Origin of the sequence: Vibrio sp. SCSIO 43133, from assembly GCF_023716845.1 — a bacterium.
Lineage (GTDB): Bacteria > Pseudomonadota > Gammaproteobacteria > Enterobacterales > Vibrionaceae > Vibrio > Vibrio mediterranei.
Map to the genome: position 1 here is coordinate 1,273,672 of NZ_CP068025.1, position 23,074 is coordinate 1,296,745.

The 23,074-nt window shown below is 45.3% G+C and carries 20 protein-coding genes; 6 read left to right on the forward strand and 14 right to left on the reverse strand.

Going from position 1 to position 23,074, the window contains the following annotated elements; translation table 11 throughout:
* Positions 1-33 precede the first annotated feature (33 nt).
* On the reverse strand, positions 34-2,184 hold the full coding sequence (locus JKJ11_RS22595; protein WP_252039256.1) for a heparinase II/III domain-containing protein: 2,151 nt from the start codon (positions 2,182-2,184) through the stop codon (positions 34-36).
* Entirely contained in the window at positions 2,185-4,323 is a 2,139-nt protein-coding gene (locus JKJ11_RS22600) for a heparinase II/III domain-containing protein (RefSeq protein WP_252039258.1), read from the reverse strand.
* A gap of 306 nt (positions 4,324-4,629) precedes the next feature.
* On the opposite strand from JKJ11_RS22600, the gene JKJ11_RS22605 reads away from it, so the two are divergent.
* The 4 genes from JKJ11_RS22605 to JKJ11_RS22620 all read left to right on the forward strand — a co-directional run bounded on the left by JKJ11_RS22605 (position 4,630) and on the right by JKJ11_RS22620 (position 8,645).
* Positions 4,630-4,965, forward strand: a complete 336-nt coding sequence (locus JKJ11_RS22605; RefSeq protein WP_031496039.1) for a cupin domain-containing protein — start codon at positions 4,630-4,632, stop codon at positions 4,963-4,965.
* A 25-nt stretch (positions 4,966-4,990) separates the two neighbouring features.
* Positions 4,991-5,920, forward strand: coding sequence for a 2-dehydro-3-deoxygluconokinase (kdgK, locus tag JKJ11_RS22610; protein WP_252039260.1), 930 nt, complete (start codon positions 4,991-4,993; stop codon positions 5,918-5,920).
* Between the two features lie 13 nt (positions 5,921-5,933).
* Positions 5,934-6,557 (forward strand): bifunctional 4-hydroxy-2-oxoglutarate aldolase/2-dehydro-3-deoxy-phosphogluconate aldolase, encoded by a 624-nt coding sequence (locus tag JKJ11_RS22615; RefSeq protein ID WP_252039262.1) that lies wholly within the window; start codon positions 5,934-5,936, stop codon positions 6,555-6,557.
* Between the two features lie 333 nt (positions 6,558-6,890).
* Positions 6,891-8,645, forward strand: a complete 1,755-nt coding sequence (locus JKJ11_RS22620) for a sodium:solute symporter family transporter (protein WP_006069860.1) — start codon at positions 6,891-6,893, stop codon at positions 8,643-8,645.
* Positions 8,646-8,716: 71 nt separating this feature from the next.
* Here JKJ11_RS22620 and JKJ11_RS22625 read toward each other — a convergent pair whose 3' ends face one another.
* From JKJ11_RS22625 to kduD, 6 genes are all read right to left on the reverse strand, one after another.
* A complete protein-coding gene (locus JKJ11_RS22625; protein ID WP_252039264.1) occupies positions 8,717-9,664 on the reverse strand; it encodes a DMT family transporter in 948 nt (315 codons plus the stop codon).
* 196 nt (positions 9,665-9,860) lie between these two features.
* Positions 9,861-10,232 carry a hypothetical protein gene (locus JKJ11_RS22630; protein WP_252039266.1) on the reverse strand — a complete coding sequence of 124 codons (372 nt, stop codon included), beginning with the start codon at positions 10,230-10,232 and terminating at the stop codon, positions 9,861-9,863.
* A gap of 213 nt (positions 10,233-10,445) precedes the next feature.
* Complete coding sequence (locus JKJ11_RS22635; RefSeq protein WP_252039267.1) at positions 10,446-11,300, reverse strand: alpha/beta hydrolase; 855 nt, start codon at positions 11,298-11,300, stop codon at positions 10,446-10,448.
* Positions 11,301-11,449: 149 nt separating this feature from the next.
* Positions 11,450-12,085, reverse strand: a complete 636-nt coding sequence (locus JKJ11_RS22640) for an RpiB/LacA/LacB family sugar-phosphate isomerase (protein ID WP_124941522.1) — start codon at positions 12,083-12,085, stop codon at positions 11,450-11,452.
* 87 nt (positions 12,086-12,172) lie between these two features.
* Entirely contained in the window at positions 12,173-12,685 is a 513-nt protein-coding gene (locus JKJ11_RS22645; RefSeq protein WP_252039269.1) for a YgjV family protein, read from the reverse strand.
* A gap of 17 nt (positions 12,686-12,702) precedes the next feature.
* Complete coding sequence (kduD, locus tag JKJ11_RS22650; RefSeq protein WP_252039271.1) at positions 12,703-13,464, reverse strand: 2-dehydro-3-deoxy-D-gluconate 5-dehydrogenase KduD; 762 nt, start codon at positions 13,462-13,464, stop codon at positions 12,703-12,705.
* Positions 13,465-13,723: 259 nt separating this feature from the next.
* On the opposite strand from kduD, the gene kdgR reads away from it, so the two are divergent.
* Positions 13,724-14,506 carry a DNA-binding transcriptional regulator KdgR gene (kdgR, locus tag JKJ11_RS22655; protein WP_006069853.1) on the forward strand — a complete coding sequence of 261 codons (783 nt, stop codon included), beginning with the start codon at positions 13,724-13,726 and terminating at the stop codon, positions 14,504-14,506.
* Between the two features lie 205 nt (positions 14,507-14,711).
* Here the strand turns inward: kdgR and JKJ11_RS22660 are convergent, their stop codons facing one another.
* From JKJ11_RS22660 to JKJ11_RS22670, 3 genes are all read right to left on the reverse strand, one after another.
* Positions 14,712-16,658, reverse strand: a complete 1,947-nt coding sequence (locus JKJ11_RS22660; protein WP_252039272.1) for a TRAP transporter large permease — start codon at positions 16,656-16,658, stop codon at positions 14,712-14,714.
* A gap of 72 nt (positions 16,659-16,730) precedes the next feature.
* Positions 16,731-17,720 (reverse strand): TRAP transporter substrate-binding protein DctP, encoded by a 990-nt coding sequence (gene dctP / locus JKJ11_RS22665; RefSeq protein WP_252039274.1) that lies wholly within the window; start codon positions 17,718-17,720, stop codon positions 16,731-16,733.
* A gap of 36 nt (positions 17,721-17,756) precedes the next feature.
* Positions 17,757-18,926, reverse strand: coding sequence for a glycoside hydrolase family 88 protein (locus tag JKJ11_RS22670; RefSeq protein WP_252039275.1), 1,170 nt, complete (start codon positions 18,924-18,926; stop codon positions 17,757-17,759).
* A 282-nt stretch (positions 18,927-19,208) separates the two neighbouring features.
* On the opposite strand from JKJ11_RS22670, the gene JKJ11_RS22675 reads away from it, so the two are divergent.
* Positions 19,209-20,273 (forward strand): LacI family DNA-binding transcriptional regulator, encoded by a 1,065-nt coding sequence (locus JKJ11_RS22675; RefSeq protein ID WP_252039276.1) that lies wholly within the window; start codon positions 19,209-19,211, stop codon positions 20,271-20,273.
* A gap of 82 nt (positions 20,274-20,355) precedes the next feature.
* Here the strand turns inward: JKJ11_RS22675 and JKJ11_RS22680 are convergent, their stop codons facing one another.
* From JKJ11_RS22680 to JKJ11_RS22690, 3 genes are all read right to left on the reverse strand, one after another.
* A complete protein-coding gene (locus tag JKJ11_RS22680) occupies positions 20,356-21,444 on the reverse strand; it encodes an alkene reductase (RefSeq protein WP_252039277.1) in 1,089 nt (362 codons plus the stop codon).
* 133 nt (positions 21,445-21,577) lie between these two features.
* Complete coding sequence (locus JKJ11_RS22685) at positions 21,578-22,459, reverse strand: LysR family transcriptional regulator (protein WP_252039278.1); 882 nt, start codon at positions 22,457-22,459, stop codon at positions 21,578-21,580.
* A gap of 40 nt (positions 22,460-22,499) precedes the next feature.
* Complete coding sequence (locus tag JKJ11_RS22690) at positions 22,500-23,027, reverse strand: DNA mismatch repair protein (RefSeq protein WP_124941534.1); 528 nt, start codon at positions 23,025-23,027, stop codon at positions 22,500-22,502.
* Positions 23,028-23,074: the final 47 nt, after the last annotated feature.

Consider the following 23,074-nt stretch of genomic DNA (forward strand, 5'->3'; position numbering starts at 1 on the left):
CCGGGCAATGCCCGGCTAGAAATAGATATAGAGTTAGAGTTGAGCAAACGAGCCAGTAAAACTCACGCTTTCGTCGCCAATCGTCATTTCATGTAATAACTCTTGTTGCCCCGCTTCGCGGTTACTGACGGCAAATCGATATGCATTACCTGTTGTGGTTGTCACTTCAATGACAGTCGCATCGTCATTATCAGCCAGCGTTGTCACCGCTTCGACAAGACCACGGGCTCCCACTGAAGCCTCAAACTCTTCGTTAAAATAACCATGAGTTTCAAGTACAGAAGCAAATACATGATTCTGACCAGATTGACGCAAGATAAGTGCAGGCTCGCTGCGTAGATTGAAGTCTGGATCGTTAGCACCTAGGCGCGCAAAGTACACTTTTGAATCTGCTACTGCACTTGTTATCAAGCTGTAGTAGCTGTTGCCGTGTAACCAAGATACAAGAGAGCTACCTTCAACGTTACCACTAGCTAAGTTCCATAGATGCTGATAACCAGAGTTTTCACCCATTGGGCGCAATGTAGGTTCTGTGCTGTATTCAAAGTCGGTACGAATGATTTGACCAGAAAAGTGAACGGGGAGATCGTAAGAGTGCTCTTTGTCCGCTTTGATACGGTAAACGTCAATAACCAATGGTTTCTCGAATTCTTCTATGTCAGCCAGTAGCACTGAACGCTGCATATCCACGCCTTCATAGTACTCGCTGATTTTACCGCTCATACCTTGCAGTTTTGCATCATCAGCTTTAAAGAACTGCTTCGAGCCAAAACGAGACTCCGCGGTTGCCGTGTCGAAGTTGTTTTGCGTTCTTTGATCAACTGTTACTGTGTTATGCGCGACCGTCTGCTTACAGTACGACTTGTTCTCAGGGATATAGCGACCACCAAACTTAGGCTCTACGTTTACCCAACGACCGAAACCATAATCGTGCAGAACTTCTTGTCCACGATTAAATACGCTTAAATGAAGCCCATCGTAATGACCGTGGTCAAGAGCAGAGTGATACTGGTGATCAGAGCCGTGTTGACCAAACCATAGAAGAGCCATCGTATCATCGTCTTGAGCATCGCGATGACGGAGAATAGTAAGTCCACCTTTCTCACCTTTAGGACCGTCAGTGACAAACAAGCTACCCCAGTTAAACGGCTTAATTTCATCCGCAGCATCAACTGCATCAGACAGAGTTTTACCTGCAGATTGAACCCAAACGTCTTGTTGGTGGTTTGCCATGCTAAGCAACGTTTCGCTTTGCTCATAGCGGTGGTAGCACACGCTTGTCGCCATAATAACGCCTTCATCATTAATGCTGATGGTTTTCGACGAATCGTTTAGTGCTGGTAGCGTGCCGTCAGGGAAAGCTGTAGAGAATACCGCGTAAGAAGTCGTCTTGATCACTGAGTCGTTAAACTCATAGATACCGATCTCTGGTTGACGACGCTCAATCGCTTCTGCGAACAGATAGATTGGACGCAGCGAGAAGCGGTGGTAGTAAGGACCTTCCATATAGTAGCCGTCTGGCGAGAACAGTTGGTCTAGCTGAGCTAGGAAACCGCCGCTTACTTTGTCAAGCTTCAGACCGTAAAGCGCTTTATCAACAGACTGTTGATCGTTGATCGCATAGCCACAAATACCCACAGCGGCTACTGCCCACAGACCGTGGTTGTGGACGATGTCGAAGTCGTGACCATAAGTCACAACGAAAAGGTCGATCATCTGTTTGAATAGGTCTGTTTCGATGTGTTGCTTTTGCTCATCCGAAAGCGTGCGGTACACGCAGCTGTATGCGCAAGATGCGTAAAGCATCCACATGTTTTCGTTTAGCGTTTGGTGGAAGATTTTACCCGGTGGGTTAGTATCACGGCTAACGTTGCTTTCCAGTGTTGGATAAACATTCGCGTACGCGGTTAGCATCTCTACGATGTAGTCACGGTATTTAGTTTCCTCAGTGATAAGGAACAAACGACCAGCTAAGTCGATATGAATATAGTTTTGCTTATGACGGTTATGCTCGTAACCGCCGCCTTCACCGTGGCCAGGGACTTCAATGCCCACTTCAGCCATGTAGTCATTCACTTGAGCAATATCACGCGCTAGTTTCTTACCTAGCAAGGTTTCCTTACCTAGATCTTTGCGCAGCTCCGCTGCTTCCTCAAAGTTCAATAGTAGTGGTTGATAGCTCATTTATAGTGTCTCCTGCTCAATCGCGAAACAGCCAACCCAAGAGTAGGTTTTGCCTGCGATCTCAGCATTGTTGGTTGTATCTTTAGTAACTTGTGGGTTGTTGCTCACCATTAGCGTAAAGCGAGAGGTTTCCGTCTCAATCTCTACCACTGACGCTTGCGCGTTGTGACCAACAACTTGAATATTTTTAACGCTGCCACGGGCACTGACCGATTGCTCAAACTCTTCGTTGAAGTAACCGTGTGTCTCAATTACCGATGCGAATAGAGTGTCTTCGCCCTTAGTGCGAAGAATAAAGCTTTGCTCACTACGTAGGTTAAAGCTTGGGTCATTGGCGCCCGTGCGAGTGAAGATAACCTCGCCATTGTCATTCGAGCTGGTACCTAGCCAAGTATAGTAGCTGTCTTCTTGTAGCCAGCTGACTAGCGCCGTCTCGTTTGCTTCGCCTTGTGCTACATTCCAAAGGTGGCGATAGCCAAGCTCTTCGCTCAATACGTTGAGCTCTTTATGTGCCTGGTATTCAAAGTTGGTGCGGATCACCTGACCATCAAACTGATACGAGTAATCGTACTGGTGCTCACCTTCGCCTGTTAGGCGAAATAAATCGATGAGTAATGGCGCTTCAAGATCGTCATGTTTCAACATGAACACGCTGCGCTGTTGCTGTACACCGTCGTAGTGCTCATTAGCAAAAGCACTCATACCAACGATCTGCTCGTTGTCTGCAGCAAAGAAGTGTGGCAGACCGTGTACGCTATCAGCACGCTCTACGTCAAAGTAGTTTTGGCACGTTTCGTCAACCGTCACTGCGTTGTGAGCAATCGTCTGACGAGCATAGGTTTTGTTCTCGTCTAGGTAGCGTCCACCAAACTTAGGTTCAACGTTAACCCAACGGCCAAAGCCGTATTCACGAAGCACTTCTTTACCTCGGTTGAAGTAAGAAATACCCAGCGTATCAAAGTTGCCATGTCCCATGCCGTGCTGACCATAGTTCATCACTAGCTGAAATACGTCTTTGTTCTTGTCTTGGACACGCATAAAGCCTTGCGCACCACGGTCACCATTTGGTCCTTCGTTTAACTCAACGCTTGGCCAGAATGGAAGACCAACATCAGTTGCTTTTTCAAACGCTTGTGATAGCTCTAGACCACAACCGTGAACCCACACAGAGTCTTGGATGTTCGCCATACCGAGTAGGTTATCGTTGATACCATAGTGCTTCGCATACTGACTTACTGCGACCTGCACACCCGCATCATTGATGCTCATGGTGCGAGATGCATCGTTAAGTGCTGGGAACTGACCATTTGGGTAGGCCGTTGCTAGCATCGCCTCAACCGTGTTACCAATCACACCATCTTTGTAATTGAAGATGTCGAGTTCTGGCATATGACGATGAAGAACCTCAGCAAACACACACAGTGGACGAATCGCATAGCGGTGGTAATAAGGACCTTCAATGTAGTAACCCGACGGAGCAAACAGCTGAGTGATCTGCGCTAGGAAACCACCCGTGCCGTTGTTCTCAAGACCAAATACGGATTTCTCTAGGAACTCACGACGGTTAACCGCTAGGCCACAAATACCAACGGCCGCTACTGCCCAAACACCGTGGTTATGAATACGGTCGAAATCATGGCCGTATTTCACAGTGAACATGTCCAGCATTGGGTTAAACAGACGGTCAACCACGTTCTGGCGTTCTTCTTCACTCATGGTTGCGGCAACACATGAGTATGCAAGGCTAGTAAACATTAGCCATACGTGTTCGTTTAGAATTTGGTGGAACAGACGCCCTGTTGGGTTCGTGTTCTTTTGAACATGAAAATCGAAGGTGAGATATAGGTCTGCATACATTGCCAGTAAATCACGCACAAACTTAGCGTAACGATCATCCCCCGTAATGAGGAACATACGACCCGCTAGGTTCATGTAAGTATAGTTTTGCTTGTGGCGGTTGTGCTCGTAGCCACCTGCTTCACCGTGACCTGGTACTTCAAGAGGAAGCTTCATGAATGCTTCAACATCTTTGATGGCTTTTGCAATCGCTTTACCCATTAAGGTATCGCGACCGAGCTCTCTTCGTAATTGCTCTATTTCGTCTTCGTTTAACAGTATGGGTTGAACCAATGTGGACATTTTCACCCTCAAAATCTATTGAATCTATAAATCCGACCCATATAAAGTAATACAATATGCATTATTGTCATACAAGAAATCAAACAAAAGTGGACATTAGTCACATTTAACCAAGGATGTGCGATATGAACACTACTATTCACGGGCACAAACTGGTAAATTACACATTATTAAAACGGCGTTTTAATAATAAAACAGATCAAGCTCACATTGCAGTAAGCTTATTGTATTACAAATTAATAAATCTGCTTATTATGACGTCAACGAATTTAAGAGTAGACATTAACTTGGTCTAGGAGGCAGTTAGTGCACCGTTTTTTCTCTGCTGATGAACACCCCTGGGAACAGGTGAGTCAAGGCATCAAACGTAAGATTGTCGGCTTTACCGATGATCTGATGGCGATGCATCTTTGTTACGACAAAGGAGCAAGCGGTACGATACATAGGCATGAAATACACGATCAGATTGTTTATGTCGTTAGTGGCCGTTTTGAAGCTATCGTCGATGGGCAAAAGCGTGAGTTAAAGGCGGGTGATGCATTTATGGTGAAAAAGCTTCTTGACCATGGCACCACCGCACTAGAACAAGATAGTGTTCTACTCGATATTTTTTCTCCTTCACGTGAAGACTTTTTAAGTTAATCACTCCAAAGTGGGATCGCACACAATGAACCAATACAAAATCGCCATCATCGGCGAATGCATGGTAGAACTACAGCGCAAAGGTGACCTTTTAAAACAAGCCTTTGGCGGTGATACGCTCAATACTGCACTATATCTATCTCGGCTAACTCATGCTCACGACATTAAAGTAAGTTACATTACAGCACTAGGTAACGATCCGTTCTCGGCTGAGATGATGGAGAGCTGGAATCAAGAAGGTATCGATACAAGCTTAATTCTGCGCCTTAATGACAAAATGCCGGGCCTATACCACATTGAAACCGATGAAACTGGTGAGCGTACCTTCTTTTATTGGCGAAATGATGCAGCGGCCAAATTCGTTTTCGACCAACAAGAATCAGAACAACTCATCGACACCTTATTAGGTTACGATGCGGTTTACTTAAGTGGTATTACCCTTGCGATCCTGACTGATTCAGGACGCGATAAGTTGTTCGGCTTCCTAAAAGCATTTAAAGAGAAAGGAGGGCATGTCTTCTTTGACAACAACTTCCGCCCGAAATTGTGGGCAGATCAGCTCACAGCAATCAATACTTACAAAGCGATGCTTAGCTATACCGATACTGCCTTGTTAACATTTGAAGATGAACAGGCGTTGTTTGGTGACATGTTTGTTGAGCAATGTATTGAACGCACAAGCGAAGCTGGCGTCTCGGAGATTGCTATTAAGCGAGGTGCGAAAGATTGCTTGGTTATTGTGAACGATCAGGCTAATTACGTCGCACCTAAACCAGTTGACAATATTATCGACACCACTGCAGCTGGCGACTCGTTTAGCGCAGGTTACCTAGCGAAACGCCTAACTGGCGGCGATGCTCTAAAGTCAGCCGCAATGGGTCACAAAGTCGCAGGTACGGTTATTCAGCATCGCGGTGCCATTATTCCCAAGAACGCAACACCAACTCTTGATTAGTAGGACAAATAAAATGACGACATTAAACGAACAGCTAGCAAGCTTGAAAGTAATTCCAGTAATTGCCATCAACAAAGTTGAAGACGCTATTCCACTAGGCAAAGCGTTGGTTGACAACGGTATGCCATGCGCTGAAATTACGTTCCGCACTGAGTGTGCAGCTGAAGCTATCGCTGTAATGCGTAAAGAGTTCCCTGAAATGCTTATCGGCGCAGGTACTGTGCTGACTAACGAGCAGGTTGACCAAGCAATTGAAGCGGGTGTTGATTTCATCGTAAGTCCTGGCTTTAACCCACGAACAGTCCAATATTGTTTGGATAAAAACGTACCAATTGTACCGGGCGTAAATAACCCAAGCCTTGTTGAACAAGCAATGGAGATGGGTTTACGTACACTTAAGTTTTTCCCTGCAGAACCTTCAGGTGGCGTAAACATGCTAAAAGCACTTACGGCGGTTTACCCAGTAAAATTCATGCCTACAGGCGGTGTAAGCCTCAAGAACGTCGACGACTATCTGTCTATCAAGTCAGTATTGGCTTGTGGCGGTACATGGATGGTTCCTACCAACCTAATAGACGAAGGTCGCTGGGAAGAACTCGGTCAACTGGTTAAAGATGCAGTTGCACACGTAAACTAATCCGTATTGACCTTGCAGTTTAATTCGGGAATTAGCGAGCCATTGGCTCGCTTTTTTTGTCCCACAATAAGTGCATATCTGCCCACTTTCGCTTGAAGTCTTCACCGTTTGAAAAAGCATAGGCGTAACAACCTCACAATAGGCAAAGCAAATTCAGATATAACTCGTTCATAACTCGTTGATTTGTATTAGAGTTAATTTGTGAGGATTTATGTATCGTTTTCCACACAAAATAAAGATGCGTCTCCCATCACACTTTAAGCTTATTGTAATACAAAACTACAAGAGGATTATTTACTATAATCGTCAGTATGAATGATATAAGGCTGAAACATGACTATTGATACTCTTGTAGTACTCGCCTACTTCTTTTTCCTGATCGCTATCGGTTGGATGTTCCGTAAATTCACCACGTCGACCAGTGATTACTTTAGAGGTGGCGGTAAGATGTTATGGTGGATGGTAGGTGCTACCGCTTTCATGACACAGTTTTCAGCATGGACGTTTACAGGTGCCGCAGGACGCGCGTTCAACGACGGTTTCGTTGTTGTAATCCTATTCTTAGCCAATGCATTTGGCTACTTCATGAACTACCTCTACTTCGCACCAAAATTCCGTCAGTTACGAGTAGTAACGGCAATTGAAGCGATTCGTCAACGCTTCGGTAAAACTTCAGAGCAGTTCTTCACTTGGGCTGGTATGCCAGACAGCTTGATCTCAGCCGGTATTTGGTTGAACGGTCTAGCAATCTTCGTGGCAGCTGTATTCAACATCCCAATGGAAGCAACAATCGTTGTTACTGGTCTAGTACTGATGCTAATGGCAGTAACAGGTGGTTCATGGGCGGTCGTAGCGTCTGACTTCATGCAGATGTTGGTCATCATGGCTGTGACAATCACCTGTGCAGTTGCAGCGTACTTCCACGGTGGTGGTCTAGGAAATATCGTAGATAATTTCCAAGGCGACTTCATGATGGGTAATAACCTGAACTACGTGAGCATCTTTATCCTTTGGGTAGTGTTCATCTTCGTTAAACAGTTCGGTGTTATGAACAACAGCATCAACGCTTACCGTTACCTATGTGCTAAAGACAGTGAGAACGCGCGTAAAGCGGCTGGTCTAGCCTGTATCCTAATGGTCGTTGGCCCACTAATTTGGTTCCTACCACCATGGTACGTAGCAGCATTTATGCCTGACTTTGCTGAGCAATATGGTTCAGTAGGCGGTGACGCGGCATACCTAGCATTTGTGCAGAACGTAATGCCAGCAGGCATGGTGGGTCTACTTATGTCAGCTATGTTCGCGGCGACTATGTCTTCGATGGACTCTGGTCTAAACCGTAATGCTGGTATCTTTGTGATGAACTTCTACAGCCCTATTGTTCGCCCTCACGCGTCTCAAAAAGAGCTAGTTATAGTAAGTAAACTTACCACTATCATGATGGGCTTTATCATCATCGGTATCGGTTTGTTTATTAACTCGTTGCGTCACCTGAGCTTATTCGACATCGTATTGAACGTTGGAGCGCTTATCGGCTTCCCAATGCTTATCCCGGTGCTACTTGGTATGTGGATTCGCAAAACGCCAGATTGGGCTGGTTGGGCAACACTTATCGTCGGTGGTTTCGTTTCTTACATCTTCGGTATCTCACTACAAGCAGAAGACATTGAGCACCTGTTCGGTTTGGAGCAAGCTCTAACAGGTCGTGAGTGGGGAGATCTTAAAGTTGGATTGAGCTTAGCAGCACACGTTGTGTTCACTGGTGGCTTCTTCATCCTAACGACTAAATTCTACCGAGGACTATCGCCTGAGCGTGAGAAAGAAGTAGAACAGTTATTTACCAACTGGAATACCCCGATTGTTGCAGAAGGTGAAGAGCAGCAAAATCTAGATACTAAACAGCGTTCAATGCTAGGTAAACTTATCAGTGTGGCTGGTTTCGGTATCCTTGCTATGGCTCTAATTCCAAATGAACCAACAGGACGCCTATTGTTCCTACTTTGCGGTTCAATGGTACTGACTGTGGGAATCCTATTGGTTAACGCATCTAAATCTGGTTCAACGAAAAAAGCGCAAATTGCCAGCTAATCATTGAACTCAACAGAAAGCCGCGCAGAGTCTTCTCTGGGCGGCTTTTTTTTGCTAAACGTAAGTGAAACTTAGTCCATCATTTCCTTCATACACATCTCACACAACTTTGGTTTCGGCCTTGTTCGCTGATACTTTAACCAAAACTCAGGTTCGGCTTTGGTGACAAAAATCCCGCCAAGCAAAGGTAAAAGTAGACCCACAGATACTAACGAGATCGAGTTCCCAGCAATCCATGTAGAAATACTCAATGCGATAAGCGGAAAGAACAGAAAACAGATCGAAGCAGTAAACGGCGTAGACACCTGGCCTAATTTGAAATACGCCACAATGCCGCCGACACTGGCAAATACCCCTAGGTACAACACCGCTGTCATCGAGTCCAATGTGAACAGGCTTATGTCTGGTTGCTCAATCACCCAAGAAGTGAACAACAAAAACAATGACGCAAGAAAGCTTGGTACCGCATTATAGGTCAGCACTGGCGTGCCTTTGCAAAACCGTTCCACAAACACATACATAACTGCATGAATCGCTACCGCCCCCCCTAGGGCAGCAAAGCCAACCAAGTAGTTTTTGCCTCCCAATTTCATCTCTGTCGCCAGAATCAGAATGAGGCTTAACACCGCAACTAGCAGTCCTGCGATTTGAACTTTTCGCAGGCGTAAACCAAGAAACAGGCTCGACATAACCATCACCGCAATTGGCATGTTGGCGAAGATAATCGAAGCCAACCCAGAGGAAATATATTGCTCGCCAAATATCATCAACGTAAACGGAATCGCGAAGTAGAAAATTGCGACCACATACATCCACGCTCGCTTTCCTTTAGGAAAGAATAACGGTTGTTTTAGGTATTTCGCCAGCATCACCAATAGAGGCGCAGCGATGAGAAAACGCATGCCCGTTGCGAAAATTGGTGGAATAGTCTCAACGGCCACTTCCATTGCAAACCACGTCGTTCCCCAAATAAGGCACACTGAGACAAACAGTAAAATAGGTAGCTGTTTATACGACATCACAACCTCCTAATTTACTACAACGAATGAGATAGCACAGAGGCGTGGCATTGAGCTTGCCACAAGCTTTGGATTTAGTTTTCATTTTTTATTCCCATCACAGGATGGTGCAAATAGCTCTATTTGCACGCACAACAAGTCCGCGTGAGTAATCACGCAATAAAATTGTTAACAGCGAAGCGCTGTAAGACAGGAACTAGGCGATGGGAGGTCGGTAGAGCGAGTGCATATCTGCGCTCGTATAAAGACTAGCCAGTCTTTGTGTGAGTTCATAACGATACGGAGCAAGGCGAGAATCTTGTGGCGTCTCAACTAAAGCAGAGCCTGATGCGTGACCATGGGAACAACACTGCTTTTCGAAGCAGGTTCCTCCAGGCTCACAACAGCCTGAGTCCTCAGTTTGCAATGTATCGGAGGTGATACCGCAGAACTTCACATGCATGACTTGCGTCATGCTCAGTGTTGATTGCGGTAACGAGACATCTGCACGCACAGCACCACTGGATAATACGAGTACTACCAGGATCGCGAGCAAGCTACAGATTGTAGATACGCTTTTAGCGAGCATCACAACGTCTCATTCAAGTAAGTAGAAAAAACACTTAAAAATTCTGAGTCTGAAGATACCTATCCAAGTTGCAACACACAATAGCCTTTGAGACGACTTTACATTTTTTTACGCGAATTTGGTGACCTGTATTAGTGCAACGATACCTTTGTGTGAATAACGCTACTTTGTAGAAATAACGTTAGGTTGAACCATCGCTCTCGTGGACCATTACTAACAATAATCCAACTTGCGTACCCAATCATCAAAACGTCGTAGCCAATCGTCGGCATCACTTCCTTCTCGGACATAGACGCCAAACCCATGCCCACCTCGCTCAAATAATGTGAGTTCACTAGACACAGATGCTGCTACTAGTGCATTGTGCAGCTTAAGGCTATGTTCGACTACAACAACATCATCGTCTTTAGCGTGCATAATGAGCATAGGGGCAACGTCTGGGGAAATACGTTCATCAATAGACAACAAACTTATTTGTTGCGAATCGTTTAAGGCATTAACGACATTCTCATAAGAGCCCAGATGCGTGACACCAGAGGTCATCGACACCACAGGATACATTAAACAAGTGAAGTCTGGTCGGTTAGACCGCGTATCGGTACTTAACCATCCTGCTAAATGACCACCTGCGGAAAAGCCCATGATACCTACCCTTGCCATGGGGACTAGCTGGCGAATCAAAGTCAATGCTGCTCTTGCATCGACGATGGGCGCAAGCTTTTCTATGTCAGAGCCATTGTTTTTTATAGGCAGTCGATAATTTAAACAGAACGCATGATAACCCATTTCGCTAAGGCACTTTGCCACCTCTACGCCTTCATTATCAATCGATACAATTTGATAGCCTCCACCAGGAATAATGAGAATGGCGTGACCGTTGCTTCGCTCCGGATGAAATTCAAGTAGTTCAGGGTGGGATATCTCGGAAATGAGCCGATGAGGATAGCGGAGCGGAGTTTGCGAATCGTTTACTTCCATTGGAGAGCGTTCCGAAAAACCATCACCTTGCTCTAGGGAATGGACTGTGACCGCTGGGAATAACTCCGAAAGGGAATAAATAGATTGCATCAAATTACTCGTTATTGTTCTTTAAGTTAAATACCAAAGTAAAACGCTTCTTACATGTCCACAAGCGTTTATTGTATAAACAATGAGCCGCTTCTCAGTACAAAAAAGCCGACCAAACGTCGGCTTTTAAAACTTCAATGCACAATATATTAGTCGATAAGTGTGCGCACATATTCTGCCAGTTCCGGTTCTTGGCAGTTGGAGAAAAAGCATTCCTGAAACTGAGCACTACCGACCGCCGTTTTCACCAACTCTTGGTCAATTGCCTTCAGTGACTCCACAACATCTTTGCAAACTGCAGCTTTTACTTCTGACAAAATCGCAGCATTTTTCTGTTGAGGTTCTGCACGTTCAATAGGGTAACCTTCGCCGCGATTACCAGTGAAGGCCTTTTCAAAGATATAACGTACATTCAGTTCACCGGCCCAGCCAAAGCCTTTCGCAAACGCCAGTGAAATCGCATTACCGTTGTTAATTTGATTGAAAAGAAATGCATCAGATGGCTCTAGGCAGTAACCACATATCACTCCTGGGTGAAGGTTGCTTGCCATCATCGCGCCCTGGCCTGTGCCACAGCCAGTCACGATGAAGTCTACTGCTTTTGAGTTCAGTAGGATGCTCGCCATGATGCCAAGGTGAATGTAAGTTAGGTGGTGATCGTTTTCATCAGTCATGCCGACATTGAATACATCGTGGCCTAGATTGCCAGCAACAAGGTTTAGCTCAGAAGCAACCATCGCATTTTTTGGTGCTTGGCTGTTTTCCATCATTAGTGCAATTTTCATGTTCTTTCCCCAACGGCCTTATAAGCCGCGAATTTTCCTAAAACTAAATAACTGTGTCGTCGACCAATACATTGACCATGCTGCAGCTCAAACAACATGAGCCGTGCGCTGACCATCGCGAGTTAACCTAAAAATAGTCATTAAATTGGTTAATAGAAGCGTAGCTTCGAGCAGGACGCCGCCAATTGAACCCACCATAATGTTGTTTGTTAACCAGCACATTGCGCCTAATAAAAAACCGATTCGCATCGCAATGCCCTGAAGCATAAACAGCGAATACGTACCAATTGCCGCTCCTATTATTGGCCAAAGCTGCGATAAGTCTTCGGCAATCATTCCACCTAAGAGGAGACTTAACGCAATGAAAATCAGAGCGATAATTTTGGAGTTTGTGTAAATGGCAGCTGTTGTTCTGACCGCGGAAAGCGCAGCAGCTAACGCAGAAGTTAACGAACCTAACAATAAAAAGTGGATAAGGTGATTAACGTTCAGTGCCAGCATCAAAATTTTAAGTCGTTTATCGTTTTTTTGGTAAAAGGTAGCAATACCTAAACCATAACTTACAAACCCTAAAATCTGCCCAGCAATGTACGCGTCCATCACCTAATCGTCTCCGGTTAGCGTGCCAGCCATCCACCATCAACTGCAATGGTATAACCATTAATATAGTCCGATGCTTGTGAAGCTAAGAATATACAAGGACCAGCAAGATCTTCTGGCGTGCCCCAACGGTCTGCAGGAATGCGCTCTAGAATTTCTGCATTACGTTTTTCGTCTGCACGTAGCGCCGCAGTATTGTTCGTCGCCATATAGCCAGGTGCAATTGCGTTGACATTGATGCCTTCTTTGGCCCACTCATTTGCCATTAGACGCGTTACACCCATAACGCCACTTTTCGAAGCGGTATATGATGGAACACGTATGCCACCTTGGAATGAAAGCATGGAGGCAACATTGATAATCTTACCGCCCTCGCCTTGAGCAATGAACTGCTTGGCTACCGCTTGAGACATGAAAAACACCGACTTGATATTGATGTTCATCACGTCATCCCAGTCTTGCTCTGAGAAATCGATAGCGTCGTTACGTCGGATAATACCTGCGTTGTTCACTAGGAGATCAATTCGACCTAGTTCGGTAACTGCACGGTCAACAATGTTCGGAATATCATCAAGCTTCATCAAGTTAGCACGAATATCGATGAACTTTCGGCCGGTCCCTTCGATAAGCTCGATCGTTTCTGTCGGCTCAACAATATTCACACCGACAATATCACAACCCGCTTTAGCAAGACCCAATGCCATACCTTGGCCCAAACCAGTATCACAGCCAGTTACGATTGCGACTTTCCCGTCTAATTTGAATGAATCAAGAATCATTTTTTATTCCTTCATAGATGTATTCGAGGATGAACCTTAGAAAGTTCTCACTGTTGTTAAATTAACCATACACAAAAAATGAATCGCATTAAAGTTATTTTTGAAATGACGTTTCATTTTTATCTTTAACTTATGCAAGTTTGTGAAGGCAATCTCACTATTCGGTTCTGATTTTTATGAAAAGCCTTTTTGAAATTACTGACATGGTAAGGTTGCAAAGCTATAATCGCGCCCACAACAGAAAATCAAAGGAAGATAGATGGATAAGTCCACGCAGCCAGAAGCCGTGTCCTCGGTACTCAAAGTGTTCAATATTCTGCAAGCCTTGGGCGAGCAAAAGGAAATTGGCGTTTCAGAACTATCACAAAGACTCATGATGTCAAAAGCGACGACCTATCGTTTCCTACAAACCATGAAAACACTCGGTTACGTTTCTCAAGAAGGAGAAGCAGATAAGTACGCACTTACTCTTAAAATGTTCGAACTTGGTTCGAAATCATTGGAGTTTGTCGACCTTATTGATATTGCAGATAAAGAAATGCGTGAGATTAATAAAGTGACTAATGAAACGGTTCACTTGGGTTCTATTGACGATGGTTCGATCATCTATTTACACAAAATAGATTCAAGCTATCACTTACGTATGCATTCTCGGGTAGGCCGCCGCAATCCACTCTACAGCACAGCGATAGGTAAAGTGCTACTTTCCCACCTTCCTGACGCAGAAGTTCGTGTAATATTAGACACGGTCGAATTCATCAAACACACAGACAAAACCCACGATAACACAGAGCAACTGATTGAAGAGCTGAACACCGTTCGTGAATGTCATTATGGTGAAGACAACGAAGAGCAAGAGCCTGGACTACGTTGCATCGCTGTCCCTGTTTACGACCGTTTCGGCCATGCTATCGCTGCAGTCTCTGTCTCCTTCCCCATAATCCGTTTCGACGAAGAGAAGAAAGCAGAATACATCACTCTCCTACACAATGCCGGAAGGACCATTTCTGAGCAGTTGGGTTATCACAATTATCCTGTTTAGAAAAAGGCTAAAAAAGCCCTCATTTAATCTTTGAGGGCTTTTGGTATCCAAATACGTTCATATACTTTCATTCTACCAATATTAATGAATCGTGCTTTGAACCATTGCTTAGCTATTTGGAATTATACATTTGATTACAGCATCTCGAAGCTAACCCTGAGTCTATATTGAATGTACCTTAGTTAACTACTTCATAAGCTTGTGTTCAATTGACACCGAACAACTGCGGTAAATACATGGTAAAGAATGGAAAATAAGTTATTAACATCAATCCAATAAATTGCAGCGCAAAAATAGGTAATAAAGGTTTAATTATATTTGTTATTTTTTCTCCCGTGACGCTGCAAGAAACAAACAGTACTGTTCCCACTGGCGGTGTAATTAATCCCATACAGAGGTTATAAACAATTACTACGCCAAACTGAACCGGATCAATACCTAACATCATCGCGACAGGGTAGAAGATAGGGGTAAATATCAACAATGCGGGTGCCATATCCATAAAGATACCCACAGCCAACAAAGTTAGGTTCATCAGCAATAACAGCAACAGTTTGTTTTCAGTCACACCGATGAGCATCTCACCAATCGCATCAGGAATGCTCGCGAACGTCATGCTCCAGCTCATCAATCCGGAACAAGCGATTAAGAACAGAATCACAGAAGAAGTCAGCGCCGAATCAAACAGTACCTTTGGCAGCGATTTCAAGCTCATGGTGCGATAAGCAAACGACAGAACCAGGCTATACAGCACGGCAATACCACCAGCTTCAATTGCGGTGAATACACCAGACAAAATACCACCGATAATAACGAAAATCATCGTAAGGCTTGGTAACGTCTTCCATACCGTCAATGCTATCTGCTTCCAATGGTACTGCGTATTGTCGACGGGGTATTTGAGCTTTTTGGCATAAAAGTAAGCCACAATCATCACAGACAACCCCATCATGATTCCAGGTAAGTAACCTGCTAGGAACATAGCGGCGATCGATGCACTTCCACCGGTGATCATGGAGTAGATAATGAATATCCCCGTCGGAGGTATCATCATCCCTGTTGGCGCGGATGCGGCGTTAATCGCAGTTGAGATAGGCATGTCATAGCCTTTCTCTTTCGCCATTGGTGAAATAATGCCACCAATAGCGGTAGAAGCCGCGATGCCCGAACTGGATAGACAACCAAACAACATGTTAGACAGTACATTCGCTTGCCACAGGCTTCCCGGAATACGTCGGCCTAGCAACATCGCTAAATCGATCAAGCGTCTCGCAATCCCGCCTTGGTTCATGATATTGCCTGCCAAGATGAAAAATGGCAGAGCCAAGAACCCAAAGCTTTCTAGGCCACCGAACAACTTTTCACTCGCGGTCACCATCAAGACATCGGCATCAATTTGCAGCGACAATACCCACAAGCCAGAGAAGGCGAGTCCTACAGAAATGGGAATATTCATTGCCAACAAAAAGAAAAACGCACTAAATAACAAGATAGTAGAGGTCACTTCTAAATGCTCATCAACTAAATACTCATACCACTGCGTTTGCTGCAGAGCTCCCCACACCCAATAGCTAAGGATACCAATGGAGATCATCACCGCTGCGGTGATCACGGTTGAGCGTCCAAGCCCCACCAGCTCAATCACTCTTTTAAGCTGCATCAGTACAAAAAACACACCAGACAGCACCAAAATGCTTTGCAGAACCGACATAGATATCTGCAACATCGGAGAGGTAAACGCCGCGTTCTTCTGCATCGCGTTATACCCACCGTAGATGATGATTGCCGCCAACAGCACGGTTAACAGCGCGCTAAAGATAGTGAGCCATTTCTGATGACGCTCAGAAAGCGCGTCATAAATGATAGGCAGACTTAAATGAAATCCTTTGGAAAAGCATATCGATGAACCGATAAAGCTTAACCAAATCATCAAGTAGATCAGCATCTCCTGTGACAACCCACTTGGGTCATTGAGCACATAACGGGTAAACACCTGATAGATGATCAGAACGCTCATGATGCCCAATATGACAGTGACAGTTTTTGACAACGCCACTTCACAGAGGTGACACATTTGATAAAGAGCACGTTCAAATCGAGCCAGCGCAGATTCGTTGGGGTTATCGTCTAATCTCATGAGCTTTTCACGCATAACACACTCCTAGATTGCGCAAAGAGGAAAAAGGAGTGAAGCCATTGCTGACAATGACCCCACCCCAGGGGGTTAAAGAGAACGCTCTTGAAGCTCAAACATCTCTTTCAAGAATGGGCCTTTGTCGGGGTCTGCAAAAGCTCTTTCATAGATGGGCTTCATTGAATCGATCAGCGGCTGTTTATCAATTTCGACAAACTTAACCCCTAAATTCTTCTCGGCAAGATCCATAGACTTTTGTGCGTCAGCCATGATGACTTCTAGCGATTTATCACTGGTCGCTTGCATGATTCGTTTGACGGTCGCAGCATCTTCCTCAGACATCTTGCCCAGCGCCTTCTCATTGATGACAATGAGATCAACCATGCGAGTTTGCTCCGTTAGCACACCGTACTTCGCGTACTCACCAAACTTGATATCCCAAAGCGTGCCAAGGCCACCTTCACCACCATCAATCATGCCTTGCTGCATTGCTGAATAAATTTCCGTAAAGTCGAGTGGCGTTGGAGATGCCCCCATCAGCTTAAGCATCTCCATATAAGTCGGGCTTGCCATGCTTCTTAGCTTAAGACCTTTGATATCTTCGACGCTTTCAACAGGCTTGGTTGAGTAAATGCTGCGTGGACCAGTATCCATAAACCCAACCACTTCAAAACCTTTCGAATTCGTGGTCTGGAACAGATCCTTTTGCACCAAATCACTGTTCATCACCTGCTTGAACTCATCAAAGCTACGGAAGATGAACGGCAGATTGAGTACGCCAAACTTAGGCTCGATGTTTTCCATCATCGCACTATTAACCAGTCCCATATCCACTACACCGCTTTGGATCTGTTGCAGATATTGCGCTTGTCCGCCTAAAGTGCCATTGGCAAAGACTTTAATTTTGACGCGCTTATCTGTCTCTTTGGTGACGTTTTGAGCAAACTCCTGCAGCAGTTTACCTGTCGCACTGTCCGCTGGTACGTTAGATGCCAGCTTAAAGGTTTTGGCTATCACGCTTGGTGCTGATACCAGCAGTAGGGTCGACATAATCACTGTCGCTAGGTTCTTAAATTTCATAATAATGTTCCTTATTGGATGTAAGTGATTGTACTATCACCAAAAAAAGTTCGTGTGCCCCATAGCACGCAATACGGCTTCGTAGTAGTAGTAATCGCCGTATGGCAACATTGAGTTGGCCAGATAATCGAGGTCAAGATCATGCGCGACATGAACAAACGACGCCGCTTGATTGAGTAGCCCTTGAGCTTCTGGAATATTAGTGAGATCGCACTCGTCTCTGAGCGCACCAAGCATCTTGAGTCCAAACTGATGGTATTGCTGCGCTCGCTCACCATCACCGAATTTCTCCAACACTTGGCTAAGCAATAACGCCCCTGCTGACGTCACCGATCCGGCAGAACTGTCTTTGTAAGGTACTTCATGCTCTGGCAAGCGGTAGTCCCAAATAGGGATACAGTCATCGCTAATATGTTCCATAACAAAATCAAGCAGCTTGGCACTGATGTCGGCATAGCGCTTTTCACCCGACATTAATGCCAACTGAGCAAAGCCATGGATAGCCCAAGCCTGCCCTCTCGCCCAGCAAGATTCGTCAGCGTAGCCTTGATAATTGCAGCCGCGGATAGGCTCATTGGTCGTCGTGTCAAAATCGAAGGTGTGATACGAGCTCCAGTCGTCACGAATGATGTGTTGGATCGTGGTTTCTGCTTGAGCGATAGCGACAGTTTTAAATGACTCAATGTTAGTCTCAGAATACGCCCACATAAGAAGCGGCAGGTTTTCCATGCAATCAATAATAATCTTGCCCTGGATTTGCTCTGCGTGCTCCTTGCCCTCAGAGCCCGCTGTCCACGCGACTAAATAGTTACCATTCCAGTTAAAACGGTTTCGCAGCGCTTCTGCAGCGCGCAGCGCCAACGCTCGTGACTCTTTATTACCTGTTAACTTGTAATCCGCGACAGCACTCAAGCTAAACTGAAATCCAAGGTCATGGTTCATTTGAATAGGTGTTGCCAGAATGCGCTCCAAATGGCCGTAACGCATTCTTGCTAAATTACGATACTTACTTTCGCCGGAAACCATGTAAGCCAACCATAACTGCCCAGTCCAAAAAGAATCGGTCCAAAAAATGTCTTTGTGATAACGCCATTGATAATCGGTTGGGCTCATCCCCACCATTGGATTGCGCAGTCCAATGCGCGGCGCATTACGCTCAATGCTCGCCAAAATATCTTGGCTCATCGTTTCATATAAAGAACTCATGATTCACTACTTCCTAATCGATTCATTGGTTTGATTATTAGGTTAGTGACTTCGTTATCGATAAACCGTGACTATCGGTGAGTTTGAAACAAGGAGATCCACTGAAACGTTTCATGAATTGTTTCAGTAAAAACCTCGTGTTCTCGCTCTGTTTCAAAGTTTTGGAGGCGTTACACTATTTGTACTTCGGAAAAGATCGAATTTTGGCAAGTAACTAACTCATTCTAATTGGAATTTTTCATTCGAATAGTGAGAACAGGTAGCCGATAAGAGAAGCAGAACATGGCAAAAAGAAACAAAACTACTCTGACTGATATCGCTAATATGTGTGGCGTATCGAAAGCCACGGTCTCTCGAGTCATCAATCAAAGTGAGCTGGTCAGTGATAATGTGGTAAAACGGGTTCGTGAGGCTCTTCATGCCAATGGTTATCGACGCAGACAACCAAAGATCAATATCCCAATGCCTGTCAGCAAGATAATGGTTCTTGGCGAGCAAGACCTAAACTCACCTCATAGTTTCTTCGGATCGATACTGCGAGATCTAAAACATCATTGCATGGATTTAGACATCACCATCGAACTGGTATTTCGTTCGCAGCTCAGTATCACTGATACCGAGCAAGTCCTCACACGAGCTCAAGCAATCATCGTACTGGGGATGGATGATGAAGAGCTGCTGACTATGTTACGCGCAACGCACTTGCCTGTTCTACTCATCAATGGGTACGACCCCAAAATGCAGTTCCCCAGCGTGACTCCTGATTATTACTTGGGTGGTCAACTTGCAGCTGATTATCTTTTTGAGCTCGGGCACAAGAAAATAAAATGCATCACAGCCAACATCAAACCCACCGTCTATCAACGAACTGAAGGTTTCAAACGCAGTCTTTGGAGCAGAGGGATTACCTCCCCAGGCTCTGCCATTGTTGACCTAGCTCCGTACATTTTAGAAACGGGCAATTTATCTGAAGACGTAAAACACTTAGGTACCGATTTTGGCGCACATAAGTGGGTCCCAGAGATGATAAGAAACGGTGAGTTTTCGGATTGTACGGCAATATTCTGTATCTGTGATATGGTCGCGATGACGTTAATCGAAGCACTGAGAACCCAAGGCATACGTGTACCTGACGATATCTCTGTACTGGGTTTTGATGATGTCGATATCGCCGAGCTGTCTACCCCACCACTAACCACCATACGTACCGATCATAAACGGATTGCCAAAGTTGCTATTCACAACCTTATCCAATCAATAAACGAAGGTGGTGATACCGTCACTCGAACCTGCGTCTCAGTGTCATTGGTTAAAAGACAAACTTGTCGGGAATATAAGAACGGCTGATACTCCTAATGCCAGTTATAAATACAACAAAGGCGAGTATTCAATCATGAATGCTCGCCTTTTCAGTTATAGGCAGCTTAGCTTATTGATACTCGGGATAATCGATATACCCCTTCTCATCACCACCATATAGACTCAGCCTTGCATCGGCATCAAACTCAGCAAGTGGCCAGTTGTTTTTAAAACGCGCCACAAGATCTGGGTTGGTCACATACGGTGTGCCAAACGCCACAAGGTCGGCGTAATTGTTTTCAAGCAGTGCCATGGCACTCTCTTTAGTCAACTTGCCTGCAATCATGACTGGGTTTGGGTAAATGTCACGTACCTCTTTACGGAATAACTCTGGTGCTTCAACATAACGCGAGATGTTTTCAGAGAAATGCACATAAGCAAGATTCATTGGAGCCAGCGCGACAAGTGCCTTTTTCACCACTTCCACAATCTCTGGTTCTTCTTCAGAAAAACCTTCCATGACGTGCGGCGAAACACGAACCGCGACTTTGTCACCACCGATTTCATTCACTACCGCTTGCATCACCTCAACAAGAAAACGGATACGGTTTTCTTGAGAGCCACCATATTGGTCAGTACGTTGGTTGCTAGAAAGTCGCATGAACTGGTCTAGCAGGTAACCGTGCGCCGCATGAATTTCAATGCCATCAAAACCTGCTTCGATAGCGTTTTTCGCGGCTTGCACATAATCAGCAATAGTTTGCTGAATATCTTGCTCAGTCATCGCGCGCGGTTCGCCGGTTTCAATCATACCGAAGCCACCTTCTGGTAGCGGACCAAATACTTGGTCAGCCTCTTTAATGGCCGATGCCGACAAAACCTGCTCACCTGTGATGGATTCATGGCTGCGACGCCCCACGTGCCAAAGCTGAATGAATACTTTACTGCCTTGGTCATGAATCGCTTTAGTGATTTTTTTCCAGCCATCGATGTGCGCTTGGGTATAGATACCCGGAGTCAGAGAGTAACCACGACCAATAGCCGAGATGGGCGCACCTTCTGTGATGATAAGACCCGCATTTGCACGCTGTGCATAGTAAGTCGCCATCATGTCATTTGGCACATCGCCTGGCTGAGTGGTGCGAGAACGAGTCATTGGTGCCATCGCAATGCGATTGCTTAGTTCAAGTTTGCCGTAGTTGAAGTGAGAAAAGATCATGTCGTATGCCCTCAATATCGTAATGGGGACATTCTAGCGACGAGTCACCTCTAGATTGAGAGCAATAATCACAAATGGCTTTTGTCAAAAATGCAAAAGCCACGGCGACAAAAAAACAAAAAGGGAGATAAGACTACAGCGATAGTCTAGGCTGAATAAATTCAATAAACGCCGTAATGCGGCGCGCTACCGACGACGAACGGTAATAGACGGCGTTGACTTGCTCGCGACCTGTCGTAGTGAGTTTTTCTGACTCTAGAAGTGGTACCAAAAGCCCTTCTTCAATATCTTGTTTGACCATAAAGCCCGACATACACGCAATCCCATTACCCGCCAGAGTTAACTGGCGCACCGTCTCACCGTTACTCGACACCATACTTGGCCGAATCGTAGGGTTGCCGGGTAGTGGCCATTGGTTGAGTACTTTCGCTCCGACAAAACCAATCAAACTATGAGTGCTCAAGTCAGTAGCTGATTTGGGATAACCACGCCGTGCAAGGTAATCGGGTGACGCGACGAGATACAATAGACTCTTTCCCAACGGCTTGGCATGCAATGTTGAGTCGGTTAATTTACCTATACGAATCGCAACATCAGTGCGCTTCTCAAGTAAATCAACAAAACCCTCGTTGGAGGTCAGCTCAAGCTCAATATCTGGGTACTCTCTATTAAACTCAGCGATAAGTGGCACCAGTTGATGCAGTACAAATGGGCTTGCAGCATCGACTCTCAATCGCCCTTTTGGCAGCTCACCTTTAGCCATAATCTCCTCTTCGGTCTGCTGCAGAACACGCAGCCCTTCACGGACTCCGTCGACAAACTGACGACCTTCGTCGGTGAGCTCAATGCGGCGAGTCGTACGGTTTAAAAGCGTGACACCAAGTTGACTCTCAAGCTTACTAACACTGCGAGACACCTTCGCCACTTGAATGTCGAGCACTTCTGCGGCAGCGGAAAAACCGCCACTATCTACGACAGAGAGTAATATTTCCAGATCATCGGAACGAGTGAGCATATTTATTTCATAAATTGCAAAAGTTATGCCTTAGAGTATATCAATTCGGCAATGATCGGCGAGAAAGATCACGAGCTAAAATCAATGCCAGCCCGAGAATTTGCAGAAATACCGCGATGTTTTTGTAGTACACCATGTCTTCTTCGACGCTTGCTAACGTTTCGGACAGCCCTAAATTGTCGAGATAAAGCTCATCAATCAAATCACGCTGCGTGTCCTGCGCGCTATTGATGATAGTCATTAATTCAGGGAGGTGTTTACGATGAATAGGAGGAACATGAACTGTGACCCATTGAGATAGCTGCCCTCTCAACATATCTGCTATATCTGTATAGATATCATCGCCATCAAGATGCAGTAGTAGCGCTTCGCGCTTTCGTTCAAGCGTTTCCACTTGGTTCCACGCGAGCTGTATCGAATACAGATTTGTCTCTTTACGCTCTTGAATCAGAGCAATATCGCTCGACATTTTGTCTAGCACTTGGCTTGAAAGCACAATAGCCATTACATTAAGGATAAGACCAATGGAGACCATCATCCAAGCTGGCGGCAGTAATGCTCTTGTCATCTTTATCTCCCTCTGTTTTTATTCAGTGTAGGCAACAATCGTGATTC